At 44.2% G+C, this 20,050-nt stretch carries 14 protein-coding genes and 2 pseudogenes; 8 read left to right on the top strand and 8 right to left on the bottom strand.

The features are described 5' to 3' along the window. A partial coding sequence (locus BLP80_RS02410; RefSeq protein WP_143002210.1) for a transposase occupies window positions 1-168 on the top strand: 168 nt, incomplete at its 5' end. A 179-nt stretch (window positions 169-347) separates the two neighbouring features. On the opposite strand, the pseudogene BLP80_RS02405 reads toward BLP80_RS02410, so the two are convergent. Further along, window positions 348-647: pseudogene (locus tag BLP80_RS02405) on the bottom strand (transposase); the annotation flags it as partial. 93 nt (window positions 648-740) lie between these two features. On the opposite strand from BLP80_RS02405, the pseudogene BLP80_RS02400 reads away from it, so the two are divergent. The 6 genes and pseudogenes from BLP80_RS02400 to BLP80_RS02375 form a co-directional block, all read left to right on the top strand. Beyond that, window positions 741-1,040, top strand: a pseudogene (locus BLP80_RS02400) (transposase); the annotation flags it as partial. A gap of 1,387 nt (window positions 1,041-2,427) precedes the next feature. After that, a complete protein-coding gene (locus tag BLP80_RS02395; RefSeq protein WP_090539776.1) occupies window positions 2,428-3,900 on the top strand; it encodes a complex I subunit 4 family protein in 1,473 nt (490 codons plus the stop codon). A gap of 8 nt (window positions 3,901-3,908) precedes the next feature. Then, the gene (locus BLP80_RS02390) at window positions 3,909-7,190 is read left to right on the top strand and encodes a DUF2309 domain-containing protein (protein WP_090539775.1); all 3,282 of its coding nucleotides are present in this window, start codon (window positions 3,909-3,911) and stop codon (window positions 7,188-7,190) included. A 4-nt stretch (window positions 7,191-7,194) separates the two neighbouring features. Further along, entirely contained in the window at window positions 7,195-8,766 is a 1,572-nt protein-coding gene (locus BLP80_RS02385; protein ID WP_090539773.1) for a proton-conducting transporter transmembrane domain-containing protein, read from the top strand. A gap of 7 nt (window positions 8,767-8,773) precedes the next feature. After that, entirely contained in the window at window positions 8,774-10,369 is a 1,596-nt protein-coding gene (locus BLP80_RS02380; RefSeq protein ID WP_090539771.1) for a complex I subunit 4 family protein, read from the top strand. Next, on the top strand, window positions 10,362-11,867 hold the full coding sequence (locus tag BLP80_RS02375; protein WP_090539769.1) for a complex I subunit 4 family protein: 1,506 nt from the start codon (window positions 10,362-10,364) through the stop codon (window positions 11,865-11,867). The genes BLP80_RS02380 and BLP80_RS02375 overlap by 8 nt, the downstream gene beginning before the upstream one ends. A 2-nt stretch (window positions 11,868-11,869) precedes the next feature. Here BLP80_RS02375 and BLP80_RS16075 read toward each other — a convergent pair whose 3' ends face one another. Both BLP80_RS16075 and BLP80_RS02370 read right to left on the bottom strand, forming a co-directional pair. Further along, a complete protein-coding gene (locus BLP80_RS16075; RefSeq protein ID WP_256324920.1) occupies window positions 11,870-12,004 on the bottom strand; it encodes a hypothetical protein in 135 nt (44 codons plus the stop codon). Between the two features lie 99 nt (window positions 12,005-12,103). Continuing rightward, the gene (locus BLP80_RS02370; protein WP_090539767.1) at window positions 12,104-13,906 is read right to left on the bottom strand and encodes an ABCB family ABC transporter ATP-binding protein/permease; all 1,803 of its coding nucleotides are present in this window, start codon (window positions 13,904-13,906) and stop codon (window positions 12,104-12,106) included. A 52-nt stretch (window positions 13,907-13,958) separates the two neighbouring features. Here BLP80_RS02370 and BLP80_RS02365 point away from each other — a divergent pair, with 52 nt between their 5' ends. Beyond that, window positions 13,959-14,369 carry a hypothetical protein gene (locus BLP80_RS02365; RefSeq protein ID WP_090539765.1) on the top strand — a complete coding sequence of 137 codons (411 nt, stop codon included), beginning with the start codon at window positions 13,959-13,961 and terminating at the stop codon, window positions 14,367-14,369. Window positions 14,370-14,428: 59 nt separating this feature from the next. Here the strand turns inward: BLP80_RS02365 and BLP80_RS02360 are convergent, their stop codons facing one another. The 5 genes from BLP80_RS02360 to BLP80_RS02340 form a co-directional block, all read right to left on the bottom strand. After that, on the bottom strand, window positions 14,429-14,731 hold the full coding sequence (locus BLP80_RS02360) for a hypothetical protein (RefSeq protein WP_090539764.1): 303 nt from the start codon (window positions 14,729-14,731) through the stop codon (window positions 14,429-14,431). 41 nt (window positions 14,732-14,772) lie between these two features. Further along, window positions 14,773-17,100: a nitric oxide reductase activation protein NorD gene (locus BLP80_RS02355; RefSeq protein ID WP_090539762.1), complete on the bottom strand. Its 2,328-nt coding sequence runs from the start codon at window positions 17,098-17,100 to the stop codon at window positions 14,773-14,775. A 45-nt stretch (window positions 17,101-17,145) separates the two neighbouring features. Beyond that, window positions 17,146-17,949 carry a CbbQ/NirQ/NorQ/GpvN family protein gene (locus BLP80_RS02350; protein WP_090539760.1) on the bottom strand — a complete coding sequence of 268 codons (804 nt, stop codon included), beginning with the start codon at window positions 17,947-17,949 and terminating at the stop codon, window positions 17,146-17,148. A 121-nt stretch (window positions 17,950-18,070) separates the two neighbouring features. Beyond that, window positions 18,071-18,427 (bottom strand): ribulose bisphosphate carboxylase small subunit, encoded by a 357-nt coding sequence (locus BLP80_RS02345; RefSeq protein WP_090539758.1) that lies wholly within the window; start codon window positions 18,425-18,427, stop codon window positions 18,071-18,073. A 69-nt stretch (window positions 18,428-18,496) separates the two neighbouring features. Then, entirely contained in the window at window positions 18,497-19,918 is a 1,422-nt protein-coding gene (locus BLP80_RS02340; protein ID WP_090539756.1) for a form I ribulose bisphosphate carboxylase large subunit, read from the bottom strand. Window positions 19,919-20,050 lie beyond the last annotated feature (132 nt).

Below are 20,050 nucleotides of genomic sequence, written 5' to 3'. Positions count from 1 at the left end.
ATCGAAGGTAAATGGGCTGTTTTACCGAAGCGGTGGGTAGTCGAACGCACGTTCTCCTGGCTGGGTAACTTTCGCCGTTTATCAAAGGACTTCGAGATCCTGCCAGGCACTGCCGAAAATATGATTCGAATCGCCATGATGAAAATAACACTTGCAAAATGCGTCTAATGTTTTGCCAGACAGCTTCTAACCATCCGTTTGCACCACAGCGCACGCGCACATACTGATGAGGTCATCGCTAAGCTTTGCGAGGAGCTCAATGCTACTGAAACCTTCTTTCCTCGATCTGGACTTCGTCTGATCTTTAAATTGGGGTCATCTTAAAATCGTCGGGATCAGGTGGTCTGATGCTGATGCGCTTTAACGTAGCTGCCATCAATAAATTCCCACTCCCAATCCGGATCAATAATCAGCGCCTTGAAAACTCTGCTCCACTTGTTAGTGGATGACCAAGCATTGAATCTCTTATAGATGGAATTCCAGCATCCAAAAACCTCGGGTAAGTCCCGCCACGGACAACCAACCCGCATTCGGTATAGCACACCCTCCACCGTCATGCGCAGATTGCGCTTGTTATAAATCGCTTCTTGAAGCAGAATCTTCTCCAGCTTCGGCCAGAATTTATCAGTGAGCATCAGTCGGGGCATCGCAAACTCGTTTTGTGGGGGGGTGTAAAAATCTCTCAATATTACGAGTTTACTTCGATTTATGAAATACTTACCTCAAAACGTCAACAGACCCTAGGATTGGTGCCCAAACAGCATTCAAGCGGTGGCAAGCAGTTATTGCTCGGTATCAACAAACGCGGCGATACGTATCTTCGCACCCTGCTGATCCACGGAGCACGAGCAGTCATCCGTTTTGCCGAGAAGAAGGCCGAGCCAGAAAGCTGGCTGCGCAAGCTGATAACACGGCGCAATAAGAACGTTACTGCTGTTGCTCTGGCAAATAAGAACGCTCGCATCATCTGGGCATTGCTCACCAAAAAAGCGACATTTCACTCCGATCATACTACTGCAGCGACTACCGCAGCTCACTGATCGTGATGGTTGAATAGAAGCGTATTGGTAATGTTGCGATAAAAACGAGTTTAAGGAGAAAGGCTACCACCGATTGCACAGGCAATCATGACATGATGGCGAGACTGGCCAGACCGTGAGTGGCTAAACCTGAAAATCGCACAGTGCATCAAGCACGCTGAAGTGATAAGGAGCTGCTCAGCGAATTCCATCAGGGACAGAGGCAATTCGTCTCATACCGAGAGTCCGGATGTATGGCAGCAATCTTTACTTTCTCAGAATCATTGAATGAAAGCTTGGAAAAAAGTGGGCGTCCATGTATGGGATAAATATAAATAAAGAATAATAGAAGTAGCAACGACATATTCAAATTTCAAAATAATAATTTAATTATAATTATATGGAAAATTTTATATCAAATTTTCACAAAATTTTCACGAAATTCACATTATTATTACTTTTTTTTCACAAATTATTCACTAAATTCACATAATTTTTACAATATCTTCACTAATAATTCACAAACATTGTGCTAAATTATTTTTATAAAAATATAAAACAAATTATTTTTATATTCAGAAGTACAAAAATGATACTGATGACATCGCGCTAGATTATTACATTGTTAGTTATTTAATATTTATATAACCTATTGATTGTAATTCAATAATTTATATTTTATTTGAGGCTTTCCTTAGTAATAACGATTTGACTGCTGATAATGATCATGTCAGTGGTTAGTCGCGGAAGTTTTATGTTGTCTCTGCGTTTTGCGAGCTTTGAGCAAGTGAGTGAATAACTGTAGCTGTGTCAGCAGCGTTCTATAGTTGTTCCGTTTATTTGTTTACGGATTCTCTAACGAATTACTATCAGTCTTACCAGGATTATTGTTTAAGTCGTTCATGAGATTGTTATGATCTGAAAGAAGAGGATTGGTGTTTAGAAAGTAATGATTGCTGTTGATCGAAGTGAAGCTGTCAGAAAGATACTAAGAAAAGCGAAAGGATATTGTTAGTTTATATAGTTATGCACATGCATTAACTGCTAGTGAGTGATTTGTTACAAATTAAACAGGAAGCTGATGGTGATATTTTGAGATATCAGTCAATTTTTTTCTGTGGTGGGTTTGATATAGAGTGATCAGGATAATAACGCAGAAATAAATACTCATGTTGCCTAAAAATGGAATGTAGTCTTCCTTGTTACAGGGGGCAGCTCAACCCTAGATTTGAACACTTCATTCATGTTGGATGATTCGGAAAAAAGGTAATCAACCTCCAGAATGAATTCTCCATGCTCTTCATTTGTCTTTGCTAGCTGGTTAGCGAAAAAACGACAGCTCAATTAACTATCAGGTAGTTACTAGTAATTTTTACTAAATCAAATTATTTAAAACAGAGTTATCAGGATGGGAATACTTAGCATATTACTTTTCACGCCCGCTGTCGGAATGGTTGTGTTGGCATTGATATCTCGTCACAAAACTAACCAGCTCCGCTCTATAGCAAATTTGTTTGCCGCACTTGCATTCTTCCTGAGTTGTTGGCTAATCGTTATCTATAATCAAGACGATGGAGCATTACAGCTAGCCGAGCAATTCATGCTGAATCCAAAACTTGGAACCTCATTTGCATTAGGTATTGATGGTTTGTCATTACCGATGGTGGTGATGGCAACATTGTTGACGAGCGTGGCTTTGCTTGCTTCTCTTAGTATCACATCTAACGTCAAGAGCTATTACATAAGTATCCTGATGCTGGAGCTAGGCATGCTTGGCGTTTTCATGGCTCAGGATTGGTCTCTCTATTATATTTTCTGGGAATTGACCTTGGCGCCATTGTTTCTGCTTATTGGTCGATGGGGCGGTGTTCGCCGGCATATGGCTAGCCTAAATTTTGTGCTTTATACGATGGGTGGCTCAATTTTTATGCTTATTAGTCTGCTTGCAATAAGTCAATATATGCCGGAGCACGGGGGCACACTCATGTCTTCCATGAGTGTGGCTGCTCAAAGTATGCCCAGAAATGAACAGATCTTGGTGATGATCGGTTTTCTGATTGGCTTCGGGGTGAAAATGCCCATCTTTCCTCTTCATGGTTGGTTGCCACTTGCCCATGTTGAAGCGCCAAGCCCTATCAGTATTTTAATGTCTGGCATCTTGCTGAAAATGGGGGCTTATGGGCTCATCAGAGTTATAGTCATGCTGCCGGAGGCTACGGAGGCTCTACAAGTAATACTCGTTGCGCTAGCATTAATCGGGATGATTTATGGCGGATTATTAGCATGGCGACAAACTGACCTGAAAGCAATGGTGGCCTATTCATCAGTCAGCCATATGGGAGTTGTTCTGTTAGGTATTGCAACGTTGGATGAAGCTGGATTGACTGGCGCAGTTATGCAGATGACTGCTCATGGATTGGTAGCTGGAGCAATGTTTCTGCTAGTGGGATTACTTTATGAGCGAACCCATACTCGCAACATTATGGATTACAGCTCATTGGTCCAGGTCATGCCACGTTTTGCTTTATTCATGACGATAACTTTCTTTGCTGCAATGAGTTTGCCAGGATCAGTGGGTTTTATTGCAGAGCTGCATACTTACGTAGGGGGGTTTCAGCAATGGGGTAATTTAATGATCTTTCTAGGTCTGAGCATTATTATTAGCTCGGCTTACGCTATGCGCACTATTGGTATGCTGTTTACTGGCCCCGTCAAATCTCATATGCGTGAGATAGAAGATTTGAGGATGCCCGAGTTACTGGCGTCTAGCGTACTTGTAATAGGAATTGTGTTATTTGGCCTGTGGCCATCACCGCTGATAGATCTGTCAGCATCCACCATGAATTTGATGAACGATATTATCAGCCAGCGTATTAAATAGGACTACTCATGCAAGCAAAACCTGAATTTAATGATAAGCGCGAACAAATTACTGTAATTCTCAATCATCTGGATCACGTCCTTCCTGGGCAGGCTCCAATTCTTGATTTTGTTCATCACAATACATTGCATGGCTATCAGCACTTGCCATTTGAAGAGGCACTTGCTGAGTCAGAGAAAGCGACAGGTATTAAAGGGTATCTTCCTGAAGAGCAAAGCCGGAATTTCTATTGGCAAGGGCGTATAAACGATCAGGATATATCTGCAGTACTTGCGCTTGATCCAAAATTGCGCGCTGAAGAGATTGTTTATCAATCAGATGACTTAACAGTCTGTCGGAAGGATATCTACCGAATTGCCTTATTACATGATTTGCGGGCCATTACTGTCAATCAATTAAATTGGCAAATAGAAGAGATGGGTGCTTTAAATGTTGTGCAGTCGGACGTGGCTGAACTAACCCGCCGACGTTTAATTGGATCAGAGAAAGATCAAGGACTGGTTGTCAAGCAGCTATGGGAGAGCATTTTAAGTCAATTAGGGTTGGAACAAATTGATTTACATCCAGAGAATATGCTTGATTTATCGGTAGAGCAGGCAAAGAGCTGGCTTGAAAAAATTTCTTATGGCCATATGGGAGGCAATGAAACATCAATACATCAAAAAGTGAGACTGGAAGCTACTGCCAAGCTTAATGAAATGCTGTCACAAATTGGCGAGAGTATCACTTTGCGAGGTTTCGTCATGGCGCTGAGCGGTATCGATATACTGTATTCTGTCCGATCTCAACTGATACGAATATGTGCTTCTGCTTTAGATGAAGGAATGGCTGCTTGGCAATTACCTGAGCGCAGTAAATTGGGTTTGTATGGTGCATGGAGAGCTGCATCTATGTACGATCTCAATCCTTTCCTGCATGAATTGCCTGACTGGCAGCAGATCATAGCTGCTATGCCAGAGGATGCTATCGATTGCATCATTCAGCAGCTATCTTATTTAGAAATTCCTCAGAACAAATGGGAAGGGTATTTGCGTTGTCTTACTCTTGAACTACCTGGCTGGTCTGGCCTTATTAACTGGCGGCAGCATCATCCGAATTATCAAACGCCAAATGATGCAGCACCAAAATTGATTGATTATCTAGCTATTAGACTAACTTTGGATAGGCTTTGGCTAAAACAGGCTTGCAGTGATACCTGGAGCATAGAAGCAAAATTAGGATCCATAAAATATTATTTCAATAAGAATCTATCTGAATTCATGGTGCGCAGGCTATTTTACTTGGGTGAACTTCCTGAGTATTTAACGCATCAGGTTAAGACACTTCTGTCACGTGTTGTATCTGAGCGTCACGAGCAAACGGAGTGGCAGCAGCTTGCTGATTTGATGTGGACTTGGCAGTACAGTCCAATGTCAAAAAGCGATGTTGATCATAAGGCTTTTGATAGTGGCTGGCGCCTGTTTCGTTTATGTCAGCACTTGGGATTGAATGCTAAGCAGATACAAAGCATGCAGAAGGATAACCTGCTTGGTATGCTGTCGCTTCTTGATGAATTTGATGCCACTGAGCGTTGCAAAGTCTGGCTTTATGCCTATGAGCGTCATTATCGTGAAGATTTTTTTCATGCGGTTCATGTTAATCATGAGCGTGGGCGCTGGGCAAAGCGTAATACACGCCCAGCTTCGCAGCTCATATTTTGTATTGATGAACGAGAAGAAAGCTTCCGTCGCCATTTGGAGGAATACAATCCTGCAATAGAAACATTGGGAGCAGCTGGTTTTTTTGGTGTTCCAATGAACTATAAAGGAATGGGCGATACTAAGGTGACGCCATTGTGCCCAGTAGTGATAACACCTGCTCATGAAGTACAGGAGATACCTAGGCCAGACAACGAGCAGGCGCTGGTAAATCATAATCGAGGTCGAAAATTAGCTAATTGGATAACCGGCTGGTTACATCAGGGACTGCGTCGTAACCTTTTACAATCGAAGCTCGTTATTGATGCAATTGCACCAGTTATGTTAGCTGGTTTATTGATGAAAACAGTTTCCCCAAAAACTCAATACGATTTAATCACAAGAATAAAAAAAGCTACTTTACCTGATGTTAAAACGAAATTGGAGCATACCTCCACCGATACTGTAACAACTGCAACGCCGGCAAAGCCTAAGCTAGGTTTTACCGATAACGAACAGGCTGATCGGGTAGCTGCTTTTCTGCGCAATAGTGGTTTAACTTATGGATTTGCAGAGCTTGTCATCTTGGTGGGACATGGTTCTATCAGTCAGAATAACCCGCATCTTGCAGCTTATGACTGCGGTGCGTGTAGTGGCAGGCATGGCGGACCCAATGCACGACTATTCGCCGCAATGGCAAATCGTCCTGAAATTCGTAGATTGGTTGCTGAACGGGGTATTGATATTCCACAAGATACGTGGTTTATCGGTACTGAGCATAATACCTGCAATGAAGAAATCATCTGGTATGACCTTGAAGATGTACCAGCAGAGCGGTTAACTGCCTTAGAAAAATTGCAGCAGGATTTATGGCACGCAAGGCATATGTCCGCTCATGAGCGCTGCCGTAGGCTTGCCTCTGCCCCACGCAATCCAACCTTAGAGCAGGCGCTGGCCCATATAGAAGAGCGCGCCCGGGACTTTTCACAAGCGCGCCCTGAGCTAGGTCATGCAACTAATGCCTCAGCAGTTATTGGACGGCGTTCAGTCACGCAAGGTGCTTTTTTTGACCGCCGTGTATTCCTTGTTTCTTATGATCCGACCCAAGACCCTGAAGGAAAAATTCTGGAGGGGATTTTACTGGCAGTGGGTCCGGTGGGAGCAGGGATTAATCTTGAATATTATTTTTCTACTGTCGACAATGAGCGTTTTGGGTGCAGTACCAAGGTTCCCCATAATGTAGTAGGTGCTTTTGCCGTGATGGAAGGAACGAGCAGTGATTTGCGCACGGGCTTGCCAAGGCAAATGATTGAGATTCATGAGCCAATGCGTTTGCTCAATTTGATTGAGGCTAAGAAAGAGATTGTTGAGCAGATCTATGGTCGCCAGGAAGCCATCCGTGAGTTGGTGGGTGGTGGCTGGATATTGGTGGCTACAAAAGATCCTGATACAGGGGAAATATTCTTTTTTGAGAGTGGAAAAGGGTTTGTTCAATGGCACCCGCGTGATGGCGTGCGGTTACCTGTCTTTGAAAAATCACCGGCATGCTATAGAGATCACTCTTTACCCGTTCCACCTGCATTGATTAAACAACCCGAATTTCAGGAGGTATAGAACAATGGAGTTTTTGATTGTCCTAGTTCCTTTGTTTCCTTTGTTGGCAGCATTCTTTATTGGTATAGGTAATTTACTAGGTCAGATCGAGGGCGAGGCCAGCGAAGCGATGACATCCAATGTTGCAACTGGAGCGATCACTTTGTCATCGATTCTCGCCTTGATATTACTAGGAGCAGATTTATTTGGTAAGAATGCAGCTACCTACACGATAGGGCAATGGTTGGATAGCGATAACTTAAGAATTCAAGCAGTCTTTATTACTACTGGTTTTAATAGCGTCATAATGGCGCTGTTTGCAATGCTGTTGTTCATTGTGACACGTTTCTCAGTCAACTATATGCATCGGGAAACAGGATTTCATCGCTACTTTTTTATTCTGAGCTTGTTCTCAGCAGCGATGTTGTTATTGGTCTCAGCAGGAAGCGCAGTCGGAACCTTTGTAGGGTGGGAAATCGCTGGGTTATGTTCTTATCTGTTGATTGGTTATGCTTATGATCGACAGATTCCAACTGTGAATGCGACGCGTGTTTACATCACTAACCGTATTGGTGATGCCGGTTTTGTTTTAGGAATAGGTTTGAGCTATTTCTATGCCGGAACAATCAATTGGGGAGAATTGAATATCATGATTGAACACTTAACAATGCCTACGGTGACTGTGATTGCGTTGTGTTTTGCGATCGCTGCATTTGTTAAATCGGCACAATTACCGTTCTCACCATGGCTCGCACGGGCAATGGAAGGACCCACCCCCTCAAGCGCTATTTTCTATGGCTCGGTGATGATACATGCCGGTGTGTTTTTGGTCATTATGCTGCAGCCCCTTTTCGAGCGGGCCCCTTTTATCATGGTTTTGCTAGCGGTTGCGGGGTTTGTCACTGCGGTTTATAGCTTTATTGTTGGGTTAACCCAGACTGATGTCAAAAGTTCATTGAGTTTCGCCATCTCTGGACAGTTGGGTTTGATGTTTCTGGAATGTGGTCTAGGGTTATGGGACTTGGCAGCGTGGCATCTTTGTGCTCATGCCATCGTACGTTGTTATCAGGTATTAACTGCACCATCATTCATGCACAATGTCATCGGAAACCCAATCAAACCAGTTAGCCATAATCTAAAAAATTCATACTGGTTATATATTGCGTCAATTCAACGTTTCTGGCTGGACCCGATAGCCGATCGAGTCCTTGCAAGACCCATACGGGGAATCGGGCAAGATCTTGATTATCTTGATAGCTATGTTGTTGATCGTGCTATGGGCGATCCAGTCGTGTTTTCTCGTTCAATATCAACGCTGACCCAGTTGGAGCAGAAAGTAAGGGCAGCTGAGCGCCACGATCATGGCCATAATCAGTTTGGGCGTGGCAATGGAGTAGCTGGAAAGTTGATGGAATGGATAGGTAATATCTTTGGATGGTTTGAAGAGCGCTTGGTAATACAGGCTATAGGTATAAACATCGTTGATTTAGGTCGTAAGTTAGGGCAAGCCGCAAATACTTTTGAGGAGTTGATGTTGAAGCCGCGTTATCTAGTCTTGTTTGTATTCGTTGTTTTGCTGATTGCTGCTACACGATGAGGGAATGATGAATACCGCAAACATTATTTTTTGGTCAGAAGTAACGACATTTCCGTTGTTGACGACACTGACGATAGTTCCACTTGCCACGGTGATCGCTGTATTGCTTTCACCATCTTCAGTGATTGCATTGCGCCTTGGTTTAGCTAGTGCAGTAGCCACTGCATTGCTTAGCGTCTATATGGTTTCTATTTTTGATTCAGGTCACAAGGGTATTCAATTATTCGAACATGTGGAGAATATTAATTTTACCTATAGTGTAGGTCTTGATGGCGCCAATATTTTATTTGTGCTACTTACCGCTATTTTGTCTTTTTTAGCGCTCGTTTATTTATTAACTACGCGACGGTCCAGAGACAAAATTCAGGTTGCCTGCATACTAGGTTATGAGGGTATTCTGATAGGGGCATTTGTGGCAATGAACGCCATGCAATTCTGGTTTTGGTGCCTTCTGGAGCTGATTCCCATCGTGTTGATAACGATACGCGCCGGATCAGGGCAAAAAAGACGCTGGGTTGTAGGGTTGCTACTCCAGCATTGGGGAAGTGGTTTACTCATGACTTTTATGGGGTTCATGCTGCTTGCCTTCGGTGTAATGGGATCAGGAGACACATTAACTTTTGAATGGCTGGCATTAATTGAAAATAAAAATGTCCTGGAATACAGCACTTTGATTTTCTTCCTTTTGTTTTTTGGTTTTGCCATTCGCATGCCATTATTTCCATTTCATGGGTGGCTGCCAGTTTTAGCAGAACATGGATCTGTGGCCAGCGCGACAATTTTTATAGTGGGTTTGAAATTGGGTATTTATGCAGTTATCCGTTTCATTTTACCCATTCTTCCGGATGTGGCCCAGCAGTGGAGCTGGTTCGTATTAATGCTTGGGCTGATTGGCATCTTTTATGGGGTAGTACTGGCGCTAATGCAAATCAATATACGCCGCTTGCTTGCTTTCTCGGTTATAGGTCATACGGGAATGTTGATTATAGGTGTTTTCGATTTTAATCTTTATGGATTGGAATCGAGTATTTTGCTTTCTACAGGTTTCGGCCTGGCAGCAGCAGGCATCGCACTCAGTATTGGTATGATTTACAAGAGAACACATACCGCCTATATTCCACGACTTGGGGGAATGTTTGAAACGAGTGCGGCTTTAGCATTCTTATTCGTTATTAGCGCGCTAAGCACTATGGGGATGCCTGGTACTCCAGGTTTTGATGGTGTCCATTTATTGATAGATGGCACGATCAAGAATCATGGCTGGATTCTCTCAATTGCGATACTGATTGGTAATGTGCTCACCGCGGCGCTGTTGCTGCGCGCCTTTCAGCAGATTTTTATCGCTACACCTAAACGATTGCAGCCACCTTATACTTATTCTGCTCTCCCTGGTTCAGCCGGTCCTTCTCCCGGAAATGAAAGAGTCATTGCAGTTGTAGTTTGCTCATTGCTTGTTGGCATTGGTTTTTATACGACACCTTGGTTGCAGATGATCGACCAGAATGTTAGCGCTATAAGTAAGCTACATCCTGTCAAATATAACAATAAACACGCAGAGTTAATGATAGTCCCAAACCATAACAAGGATAATAAGCATGAGTGAAGTTAATTTTCCACTGTTAAGTTTCATTATTCTTTTGCCGTTACTGGGCGCGATCGTAACTGGAATGTCGCGCACTGCGGCCGCTGCCAAAGTATCAGCATTAACATTCGCTGGCCTGGAATTACTATTAACGCTTTTTGTAGTCCAATTATTCGATTCTTCTATAGGCGATTTCCAGCTAGTTGAAAAATTTGACTGGATACCCTTCTTGAATGTTGAGTACCTGGTTGGTGTCGATGGTATTTCGGTGTTATTTCTGCCATTGTCAGCATTGCTGACAATGATTGCAATTCTTGCTTCGTGGAATTCAATCAATCACAATCCACGCTTCCATTTTTCCCTTTTGCTGGCGCTCCAGGGAGTAACGGTAGGGGTATTTAGTGCGCTGGATATGATGCTGTTCTTTTTATTCTGGGAGCTAACCTTACCTCCACTATTCTTTTTAATCGGTTTATGGGGGATTGGTTCCCAACGACGCGGTGCAGCAATAAAATATACCTTGTTTATGATAGCTGGAGGCGGACCATTATTGCTTGCTATTATCATCCTGGCGGTGGATCATGCGACGCAAATGGGAGGAAGTATTCCCCAAGATTTGACTTTTAGTTTGCCGGTATTGCTACAGACAACGCTCCCGGCTGATAAACAGACACTTGTTTTCCTGTTATTGTTATTTGGTTTTGCTTTCAAGGCGCCGCTTGTTCCACTTCATACCTGGTTGCCTACCGCTGCGATGGAAGGTCCGACTCATATCGTAGCGATCCTGACAGGGTTAAAACTAGGTGTTTATGGTATCCTCCGCTTCGCTATGCCACTAGCGCCTGCGGCTGCCGTTGAATTTAGCTGGATATTGAGCGTCTTTGGTGCAGCTACACTTATTTATGGCGCACTGATTGCGTTACAACAGACAAACTTGCGTCGCTTGCTGGCTTATGCGAGCGTCAGCCATGTTGGCCTAGTGGTCGTGGGGATTGCTTCCCTGAATATGCAAGGAGTTCAGGGGGCAATCTTCCAGTTGCTTAATTTTACATTGGTTGCAAGTTCGCTGATGCTGATTGCCGGGTTTATCCAGCATCGACTGGGTAGCACTGATACGATTCATCTGGGCGGAGTGGCCAAGGTGATGCCAAAATTAACTTGTTTTTATTTTTTATTTGCCCTGGCAAGTTTTGGCGTACCTGGAACCAGTGGCTTTCCAGCAGAATTGCTGTTGATCGTGGGTGCTTTGACTTCCCATGGTTTTTTTGGGACAGCAGCGTTGGCCGGTGCGATTCTTGGGGCTGCTTATATGCTTTCTTTTACTCGCAATGCATTCTTTGGTCCAATTATTCATACCACGGTAAACCAGGTACAAGATCTGCGGCCGCGCGAATTAGTTTTATTATGTGCACCAGCTTTATTGATCTTATTATTTGGTTTTTTCCCTAATAGCATACTTAATATCAATCAAGTAGCTTCAGAGGCATGGTTGGCAAGGTTAGCTTTGCAAGTTCCCTAGTATTAGATTTCTGGGAATCGTAATTGAACGAGCAGGGGGGGCGTGCGGGGATCTAGATGCAGCAAGGCTAAGGTGATTGTTGATACCTTGATACCTTGATACCGACCTCCTCCTGCGATATCGATATGAAGTAACATTGTATTCGCCCACGGGGTATTGCATAATGTGTCCCGTGGCAACTCATCATTTGTTTAGCTTTTCAATCAAGTGATCGCTGTGATTTCTGGAATCACATCTTACTGAAAATCAATGACAGTTTGAGTCTGTTCTTCCTGTTGTTGAAGCTCCCACATATGCGCATAAATACCATTTAGAGCAAGAAGTTGTTGGTGGTTTCCTTGTTCTACGATGCGGCCTTTGTCCATTACTAAGATCTGATCAGCATCGATGATGGTGGAAAGACGATGCGCAATGACAAGCGTAGTACGATCCTTGGCTAATTGTTTCAATTCTCTTTGTATATTTTTCTCTGTTTTTGAGTCTAGAGCAGATGTAGCTTCGTCAAAAATAAGGATTGTTGGTTTTTTAAGAATTGCACGTGCAATGGCGATACGCTGTTTCTCGCCACCAGAGAGTTTAAGGCCTCGCTCTCCCACCTGTGCTTGGTATTTGTCAGGCAGGCTTTCAATAAAGTCATGAATATGCGCTGACTTGGCCGCGGCAAGGATCTCTTCATGCGTAGCATTAGGCCGCCCATAGGCAATGTTGTAATAGATGCTTTCGTTAAACAATACGGTATCCTGAGGCACAATACCAATCAACGCTCTGAGGCTTTCTTGCGTTACCTCGCGGATATCATGATCATTGATGAGTATCTTGCCGTCAGTGACATCGTAAAAGCGGAAAAGTAAGCGTGCTAGCGTCGATTTTCCTGAACCGCTATGTCCCACCACTGCAATGGTGTTTCCAGCAGGAATACTGAAACTGACGCTAAACAAGATTTGGCGATTAGTTTCGTAGTTAAAGTTTACATTTTCGAATGTAACGGTAGCACTATCTGCCATGAGTTTAATGGCAGCTGATTGATCTCTTATTTCCTGATTTTCATCGAGTAAACTAAACAATTTTTCCATGTCTGCCAATGAATGTTTGATTTCACGATAAACAAAGCCCAGGAAATGTAAAGGCATATAGAGTTGTAACAGGAAAGCGTTAACCAGTACTAGATCGCCCAATGACATTTCTCCTGTGACGACCTTGTCTGCTGCCAGTAGCATCAGCAAGGTGACGCCGATAGCAATGATGGCGCTTTGGCCAATGTTAAGCGTAGCCAGGGAGGTTTGATTGCGAACGGCCGCTTTTTCCCACTGTTGCAGATGTTCATCATATCGCCGTGTTTCCCATGCTTCGTTACCAAAATATTTAACTGTTTCATAATTTAATAAACTGTCTATCGCGCGCGTATTGGCCTTTGAGTCCATGTCGTTCATGGTGCGGCGGAAAATCATGCGCCACTCAGTGACGATGAGCGTCAGGGCAATATAGGCAAGCAGCGTGATCAAGGTAATGACAAAAAACCAGATATCGTATCGGCTAATCAGAATCAGCATGACCAATCCGATTTCCAGCAGGGTTGGCAGAATATTGAACAGCATGAAGTTCAGTAAGAATGATATCCCACGCGAACCGCGCTCGATATCCCGTGATACTCCGCCAGTTTGTCTTGCCAGATGAAATCGTAGTGATAATGAGTGCAAATGACCAAAAACCTGGATGGCCACGCGCCGGATTGCGCGTTGTGTGACTTTGGCAAATACTGCGTCGCGCAGCTCACCAAATACAGTGCTGCAGAACCGTAACACACCATAAGCGATCAAAAGAAATACCGGCAATACCGCCAGAGCTTTCGGCTGATCAAGCGTATCAATAATTTCTTTGAGCACTAAGGGCACACTGACATTGGCAAGTTTAGCCAAGAGCAGTAACATTAAGGCAGCAATGACTCTACCTTTGAATTCCCATAAATAAGGCAAGAGCGAGCGGATTGTTTTCCAATCATTACGGTTGGAGGGCGGTTTATTCAAGCGTGTGGCGCGCATCTGTTAATGGTTCTTTATAACTTAAGAAATTATATAGAAGGAGAATTTGTAAATGGATATTACCTGTTATCGCGATCCTGAGATCAAGCGGGAATCTCGCAACCTTCCTGCTAATACATATAACTTGGCGTTCCAGTTGCTTGCACGCTGTGCTACTGGGTATCTATTTGTTCCCATCCGGTCCATGCAGTTACTGGCTATCTTGGATAGGAAGGAATTCGTTTTTATCGATAGTGAACGTAAATGCTGGGTTGACATTGCATGGCAAAATTTTCAACCCCAAGCTCGTACCGAGCTCAGCCAACCGGTCGCGTATGAAGCGGTTTATTATAGAGAGAATCAAATAGATATCATGTTACGGCTTCAGAGGGAGTTTCCAAGCGCACTGCGATTACTCGCCAGCAAGCAGATGCCGAAGACACCTGCTCAAGTAATCAAATTTCCTGCAGTCTATGATCAATAACAAGAAGTTCAATACAAACACACATCCAGTGCTTGTGAAAATGTTGCTTTCACAAGCGCTCAGTCATCCTCATCTAATTCTGCACTCCATCCCTTACTTTTTGCAGTATCGATAACTTGTGCGTAAAGCCTTGTGTGTCTTTGCTGTAAATCAGAGGGTAGGCGGCTAGGTAAGTGAGCATAAGGCTCCCACGCTTCGTAGACTTTTTCATACAGGTTCTGCATTTGCGAATGATTCCAGCCTGTACACGTTTCTGATTCTGGCAGAATGTCAAAAAGCCAGGCATCGATGACGATGCGTCCAAGATGCGTTAACCCGCCATCCTTATCCTCATTGATTCCTACGTATAGTTGTTCCTTCATTGTACTAATAAAAAGTGTGTAAAGTAATCAATAAACAAATCTTAACGGGTTAGTCCTGCATAAAGTAGCGGCAATTTCTCAGGTAGTCTTTCTACATGATCTACTACCATATAATTACGTGTACCAAAAATACGTGAAACATATTGATCTGCGTGTGGGTCCAGGCTCATGCAATAAGTGATTATTCCTGATCGGTCAGCTTCTTCCACCGCCTTTTTGGTATCATAACGAAGATACTGTGGGTCACGAACATCAATATCAGCCGGCTCTCCATCTGTAATAACCAATAACAGCTTCTTGCTGGATCGTTGTAATTTCAAATAATGACTGGCATGTCGAATCGCAGCGCCCATGCGTGTCGACAGTTGTCCCGTCATGCCAGCTAGCTTGGCTTTGGGAATTTCATTGTACGGCTGATTGAAATCCTTGTAGCGATAATACTCAACATCATGCCGGCCGTCCGAACAAAACCCATGAATCGCAAAGGGATCTCCGATTTTATTGATGGCATCGGCCAGCAATACGGTTGCTTGGCGAGTTAAATCAAGTACTGAAAACTCCTGACCGGTTACCTTATCGTTGGTGGATTCAGACAAATCGAGCAACACCAGCACCGATATATCCCGTATTTTGCGGACAGAGCGCATCATGATGCGTGGATCAGGTTGCAAGCCCATACGAATATCAATCGTAGACTGGATTGCCGCATTGATATCGATTTCATCACCATCTTCCAGTTTGCGGATACGTTGTACGCCTTGGGGTTGCATGGCATCAAGCAAAAATTTCATGCGTGAAATTTCACGTCGATACTGCCCGGCTATGCTATCGATCACCTGGATATCACCTGATTTAGCGCGTTTCTCCTGAACGGTAACCCATGTAGGGCGTTCGAGCTGAATTTGATAATCCCACTCTGAGTAATGATAAGGAAGGGAGATAGGCTCTTTACCTTCTAGCTCATTATAGGAAGTGCCACTATCTTCGTAAGGGAAGAATTCTGTTCCCATTACCCAGATTTCTTGGGCATCATCACCAGCCGTTTCAACTTCTACTTCATTGGCCAGCTCCATGACGCTGACGTACTTACGTATTTGTTTGATCTCATCATAGCCAGCAGTCAGTGAGCGTTCGAAATCGAATTCCGCAAATTCCCAGAAATAGCGATTATCATCCAGATAAGGCGCTGTCAGAATGTCAGTTCGAGGGTTGAACGCGATTTTCTTGTCCATGATCTTGTGAGCGAGCTGTACGCCAATCTCCCACGAAATTTGATTATCTTCCAGACGGTCTTGGGCTTGTGCAAATAAAGATCGGCCTTCAACAATCCAGCCATCGTTATCCTCATAAGTCTGATCAAGCAGTGCACGTGCCAGGCGGTTGAGATAATCGCCGATCGTAACGGTCATGTCTGGCGTCGCATCGTGCAAAACCGACCAAATTTGGCGCAAACCTGGGAAACGTCGAATGGAGAGTGCTTCCACTCTTGCATCCTCAATGACCGAGATAACTGCAATTTGCAATGGATTTAAGGCTTCTGCAGAAATGGGGTATCTCGTTTCTACCAAGTGTGCGGCTGCGTGGGCAGCCGCAGCACGGTAAATTTCGCTTGCTGCAATATCGCCATGAGCATCATAGGCATCGGGTAGATGAATAACATAATCTTCAATATAGGGTCGATAACCTTCACGAGTTTCATAGTCTCCTGAGGTGGGTCGCATGAAAAAATCACGTGCCCATAATGCGCGTAAGTAAATGTTGATACGACGCTGGATATCGACAAACAGAGTGCCTTTTCTTTCCTTCTGGAGAACTGCCAGCGATTCCTTAGAGTTTAAGCCGAAATACTTGATCTGTTCTTCATAGTTAGTGCGGTGAGCATGAGCTCCCCATAAGGCCCATCTACGTAAGCCGCCGAGCGTCAGTTGACTCAGTAAAACATCGAGTTTGTCCAGCATCGGGCGGATACCGCGAGGCGCCTGGGCGATGAGCGTGTTGAGGAACTGGAGATAGCTACGAAATAAATCTGCGTCACCGAATCGCTTGGCAGCGGTAGTTGCTGTGGCAAGGATCAATTCAATGACGGCTCCAGAGGTTTTCGAGGCAAGCATCAAAGCAGTGGTTACTAGATCACTGATGATATCTTCACCTACTTCTTTGGCGATTTGTGGCGCTTCATCAATCCAGGTATCAACCAAAGTGCGACCACGTCCCAGTCCCTGCAGGGCAGATGCGCCTTTCAGGTAATTATCCAATCCCCGAGGTGAGAAAACTCGGGTCGCATCATACCAAGTATTTTCAAGCAATGACATGGATTCGGGTTGCAATGATTCCAGTAACTCTTTGTAGTCAGTCAGATTAACGCTCATACTGTGTCTTGTAAGAATGAGTCAGAAGGAAATAAATTTCTACGCTTAGAAAAAAGTGGCTACTGCTGCATCAAGGGCATCACGCATATCGGGATCATCCGTGATAGGGCGAACAAGGGCCACTCGACAGGCGGCATGAACATCAACCCCTTTGGCAATCAAGTTACCCGCATAGATCAACATGCGAGTAGAAATCCCTTCATCCAATCCATGACCTTTTAAGTTTCGCGCACGTTCCGCGATCGAAACGAGCTTGTCGGTTATCGTTTTATCAATACCGCTTTCGTGTGACACAATCTCGGCTTCGGTATCATGGTCTGGGTAATTGAAATCTAATGCACCAAAGCGCTGTTTAGTGGATTGCTTCAAGTCTTTCATCAGGCTCTGATAACCAGGGTTGTAGGAAATAACAAGTTGGAAATCAGGATGTGCATGGATCAGTTCGCCCTTTTTCTCCAGCGGCAATATTCGACGACTGTCAGTCAAAGGATGAATCACGACAGTGGTGTCTTGTCTTGCCTCTACTACTTCATCTAGATAACAGATCGCACCAAGACGGGCAGCAGTTGTCAATGGCCCATCTTGCCAGCGTGTGCCTTGTGCATCCAGCAGGAATCTTCCCACCAGATCAGAAGCAGTCATATCTTCGTTACAGGCAACTGTAATAAGTGGTTTTTCGAGCTTCCATGCCATGAACTCGACAAAACGGGTTTTACCGCAACCGGTTGGTCCTTTCAGCATCATAGGAATTCTGGCCGAGTAGGCTGCTTCATACAGCGCTACTTCATCAGCAACAGGATGGTAATAAGGTTTATTCGTGATTAAGTATTGCTTGATAGCATCGCTCATTTCGTTCTCCAGTGTAAATACGTAAGGCGTAGGTCATATTTTTGATAATTCAGCGCAAAACAAAACCCCCGTTACTTTATAGCAACGGGGGTAGAATGAACGGATATCCCGTGCCGTGTGATTAAACAGTTTTACCGCGATAAATGACCATTGACGTACCCTGGCTTTGTGCAAAATTATCATAGCCAACTAGGCGAACATGATTGTTCGGGTTCGCTTTATGGCACGCTTCAGCTTCCTTGAGAATTCGATCTACATCTGTTTCACCGAACATTGGCAGTTTCCACATATACCAGTAATTGCTCATCAGATACTCTGGTTCTGTATGTTCGACAGCAGGATTCCAACCTTTGCTAACGATATACGCAACCTGTTTCTTGATTTGCTCCTTACTCATTTCGGGTAAGTAGGAAAAAGTTTCAAATTTCCGACTGGTTGGATCACTCAGACGGCTTTTGTAATCAATCATTTCAGACATACTTAATCTTAACTCCTGATAATCGGTAAAAATTTCTCTGAATCTTTGTGATTCAGAGAGATAGGAATATTACTTATGTGCTACGTCCAGCTTATCCACAGTATCAAACTCAAATTTGATCTCTTTCCATGTGTCCATAGCAATTTTGAGTTCAGGGCTATTTTTAGCAGCATCGGTCAGAATGGCTTTGCCTTCTTTCTCGATTTGTACGCCCTGATTGCGCGCTTCTACGCAGGCTTCCAACGCAACACGGTTTGCTGCAGCGCCTGCTGCATTACCCCATGGATGGCCTAATGTTCCGCCGCCAAATTGCAAGCAGGCATCATCACCAAAAATTGCAACCAGTGCTGGCATGTGCCAGACATGAATCCCCCCTGATGCAACTGGGAATACGCCAGGCATCGACCCCCAATCTTGATCAAACATAATGCCGCGGCTACGATCTTCTTTAATATAGCTTTCGCGCATTAGATCAATCCACCCGAGTGTGGCTCCGCGATCACCTTCCAGTTTACCAACCACAGTACCAGAGTGTAAGTGATCACCACCCGACAGACGTAAAATTTTGGCGAGTACTCGGAAGTGAATACCATGATGTGGATTACGATCAATTACGGCATGCATGGCACGATGAATATGCAGCAGAATGCCATTGTCCCGGCACCAGTTAGCCAAGCCTGTGTTAGCACAGAAACCACCCGTAATATAGTCATGCATGATGATCGGCGCACCAATTTCCTTGGCGTATTCGGCACGTTTATACATTTCTTCTGGAGTCGGTGCAGTCACGTTCAGGTAGTGCCCTTTACGCTCACCGGTTTCACGTTCAGCTTTATGAATGGCTTCCATCACAAAGTCGAAACGTTGGCGCCAACGCATGAAAGGCTGGCTATTAATGTTCTCGTCATCTTTGGTGAGATCCAGACCACCACGCAGACATTCATAAACAGCACGGCCATAATTCTTGGCAGACAACCCTAATTTGGGTTTGATGGTGCAGCCTAGCAGAGCGCGACCATATTTATTAAGCATGTCACGTTCTACTTGAATACCATGAGGTGGGCCACCACAAGTTTTTACGTAGGCGATCGGGAAACGCACGTCTTCCAAGCGTAAACCGCGGATAGCCTTGAAACCAAACACATTACCAACTAAGGAAGTGAATACATTGACCACAGAACCTTCTTCGAACAGGTCAATCGGGTAAGCGATAAATGCATAGAAGCAAGTATCATCACCAGGCACATCCTCAATCCGGTAGGCGCGACCTTTATAGTAATCCAGGTCGGTCAGTAGATCAGTCCAAACTGTTGTCCAGGTTCCTGTGGAGGATTCAGCTGCTACTGCCGCGGCAGCTTCTTCACGATCAACACCTGGTTGGGGGGTAATCTTGAAACATGCCAGGATGTCGGTATCCTGGACAGTGTAATTTGGTTCCCAGTAGGTTTGCCGGTATTCTTTAACGCCGGCATTATATGTTTTAACGGCCATTTTACAATCTCCTGTTGTTGAGGATCCTGCTCATACTTTCTCAAGCAGGGTGAAACATGATTAAAAAAGGACTATTTGAAATTCAGTAAACACTATATACAGAGTTAATCATAAGAACAAATTAATAATTCT

Origin of the sequence: Nitrosomonas sp. Nm132 (genome assembly GCF_900100485.1) — a bacterium.
GTDB lineage: Bacteria > Pseudomonadota > Gammaproteobacteria > Burkholderiales > Nitrosomonadaceae > Nitrosomonas.
The sequence above is the reverse complement of the archived record's forward strand: the minus strand, read 5'-3'. Positions and strand labels throughout refer to the sequence as shown.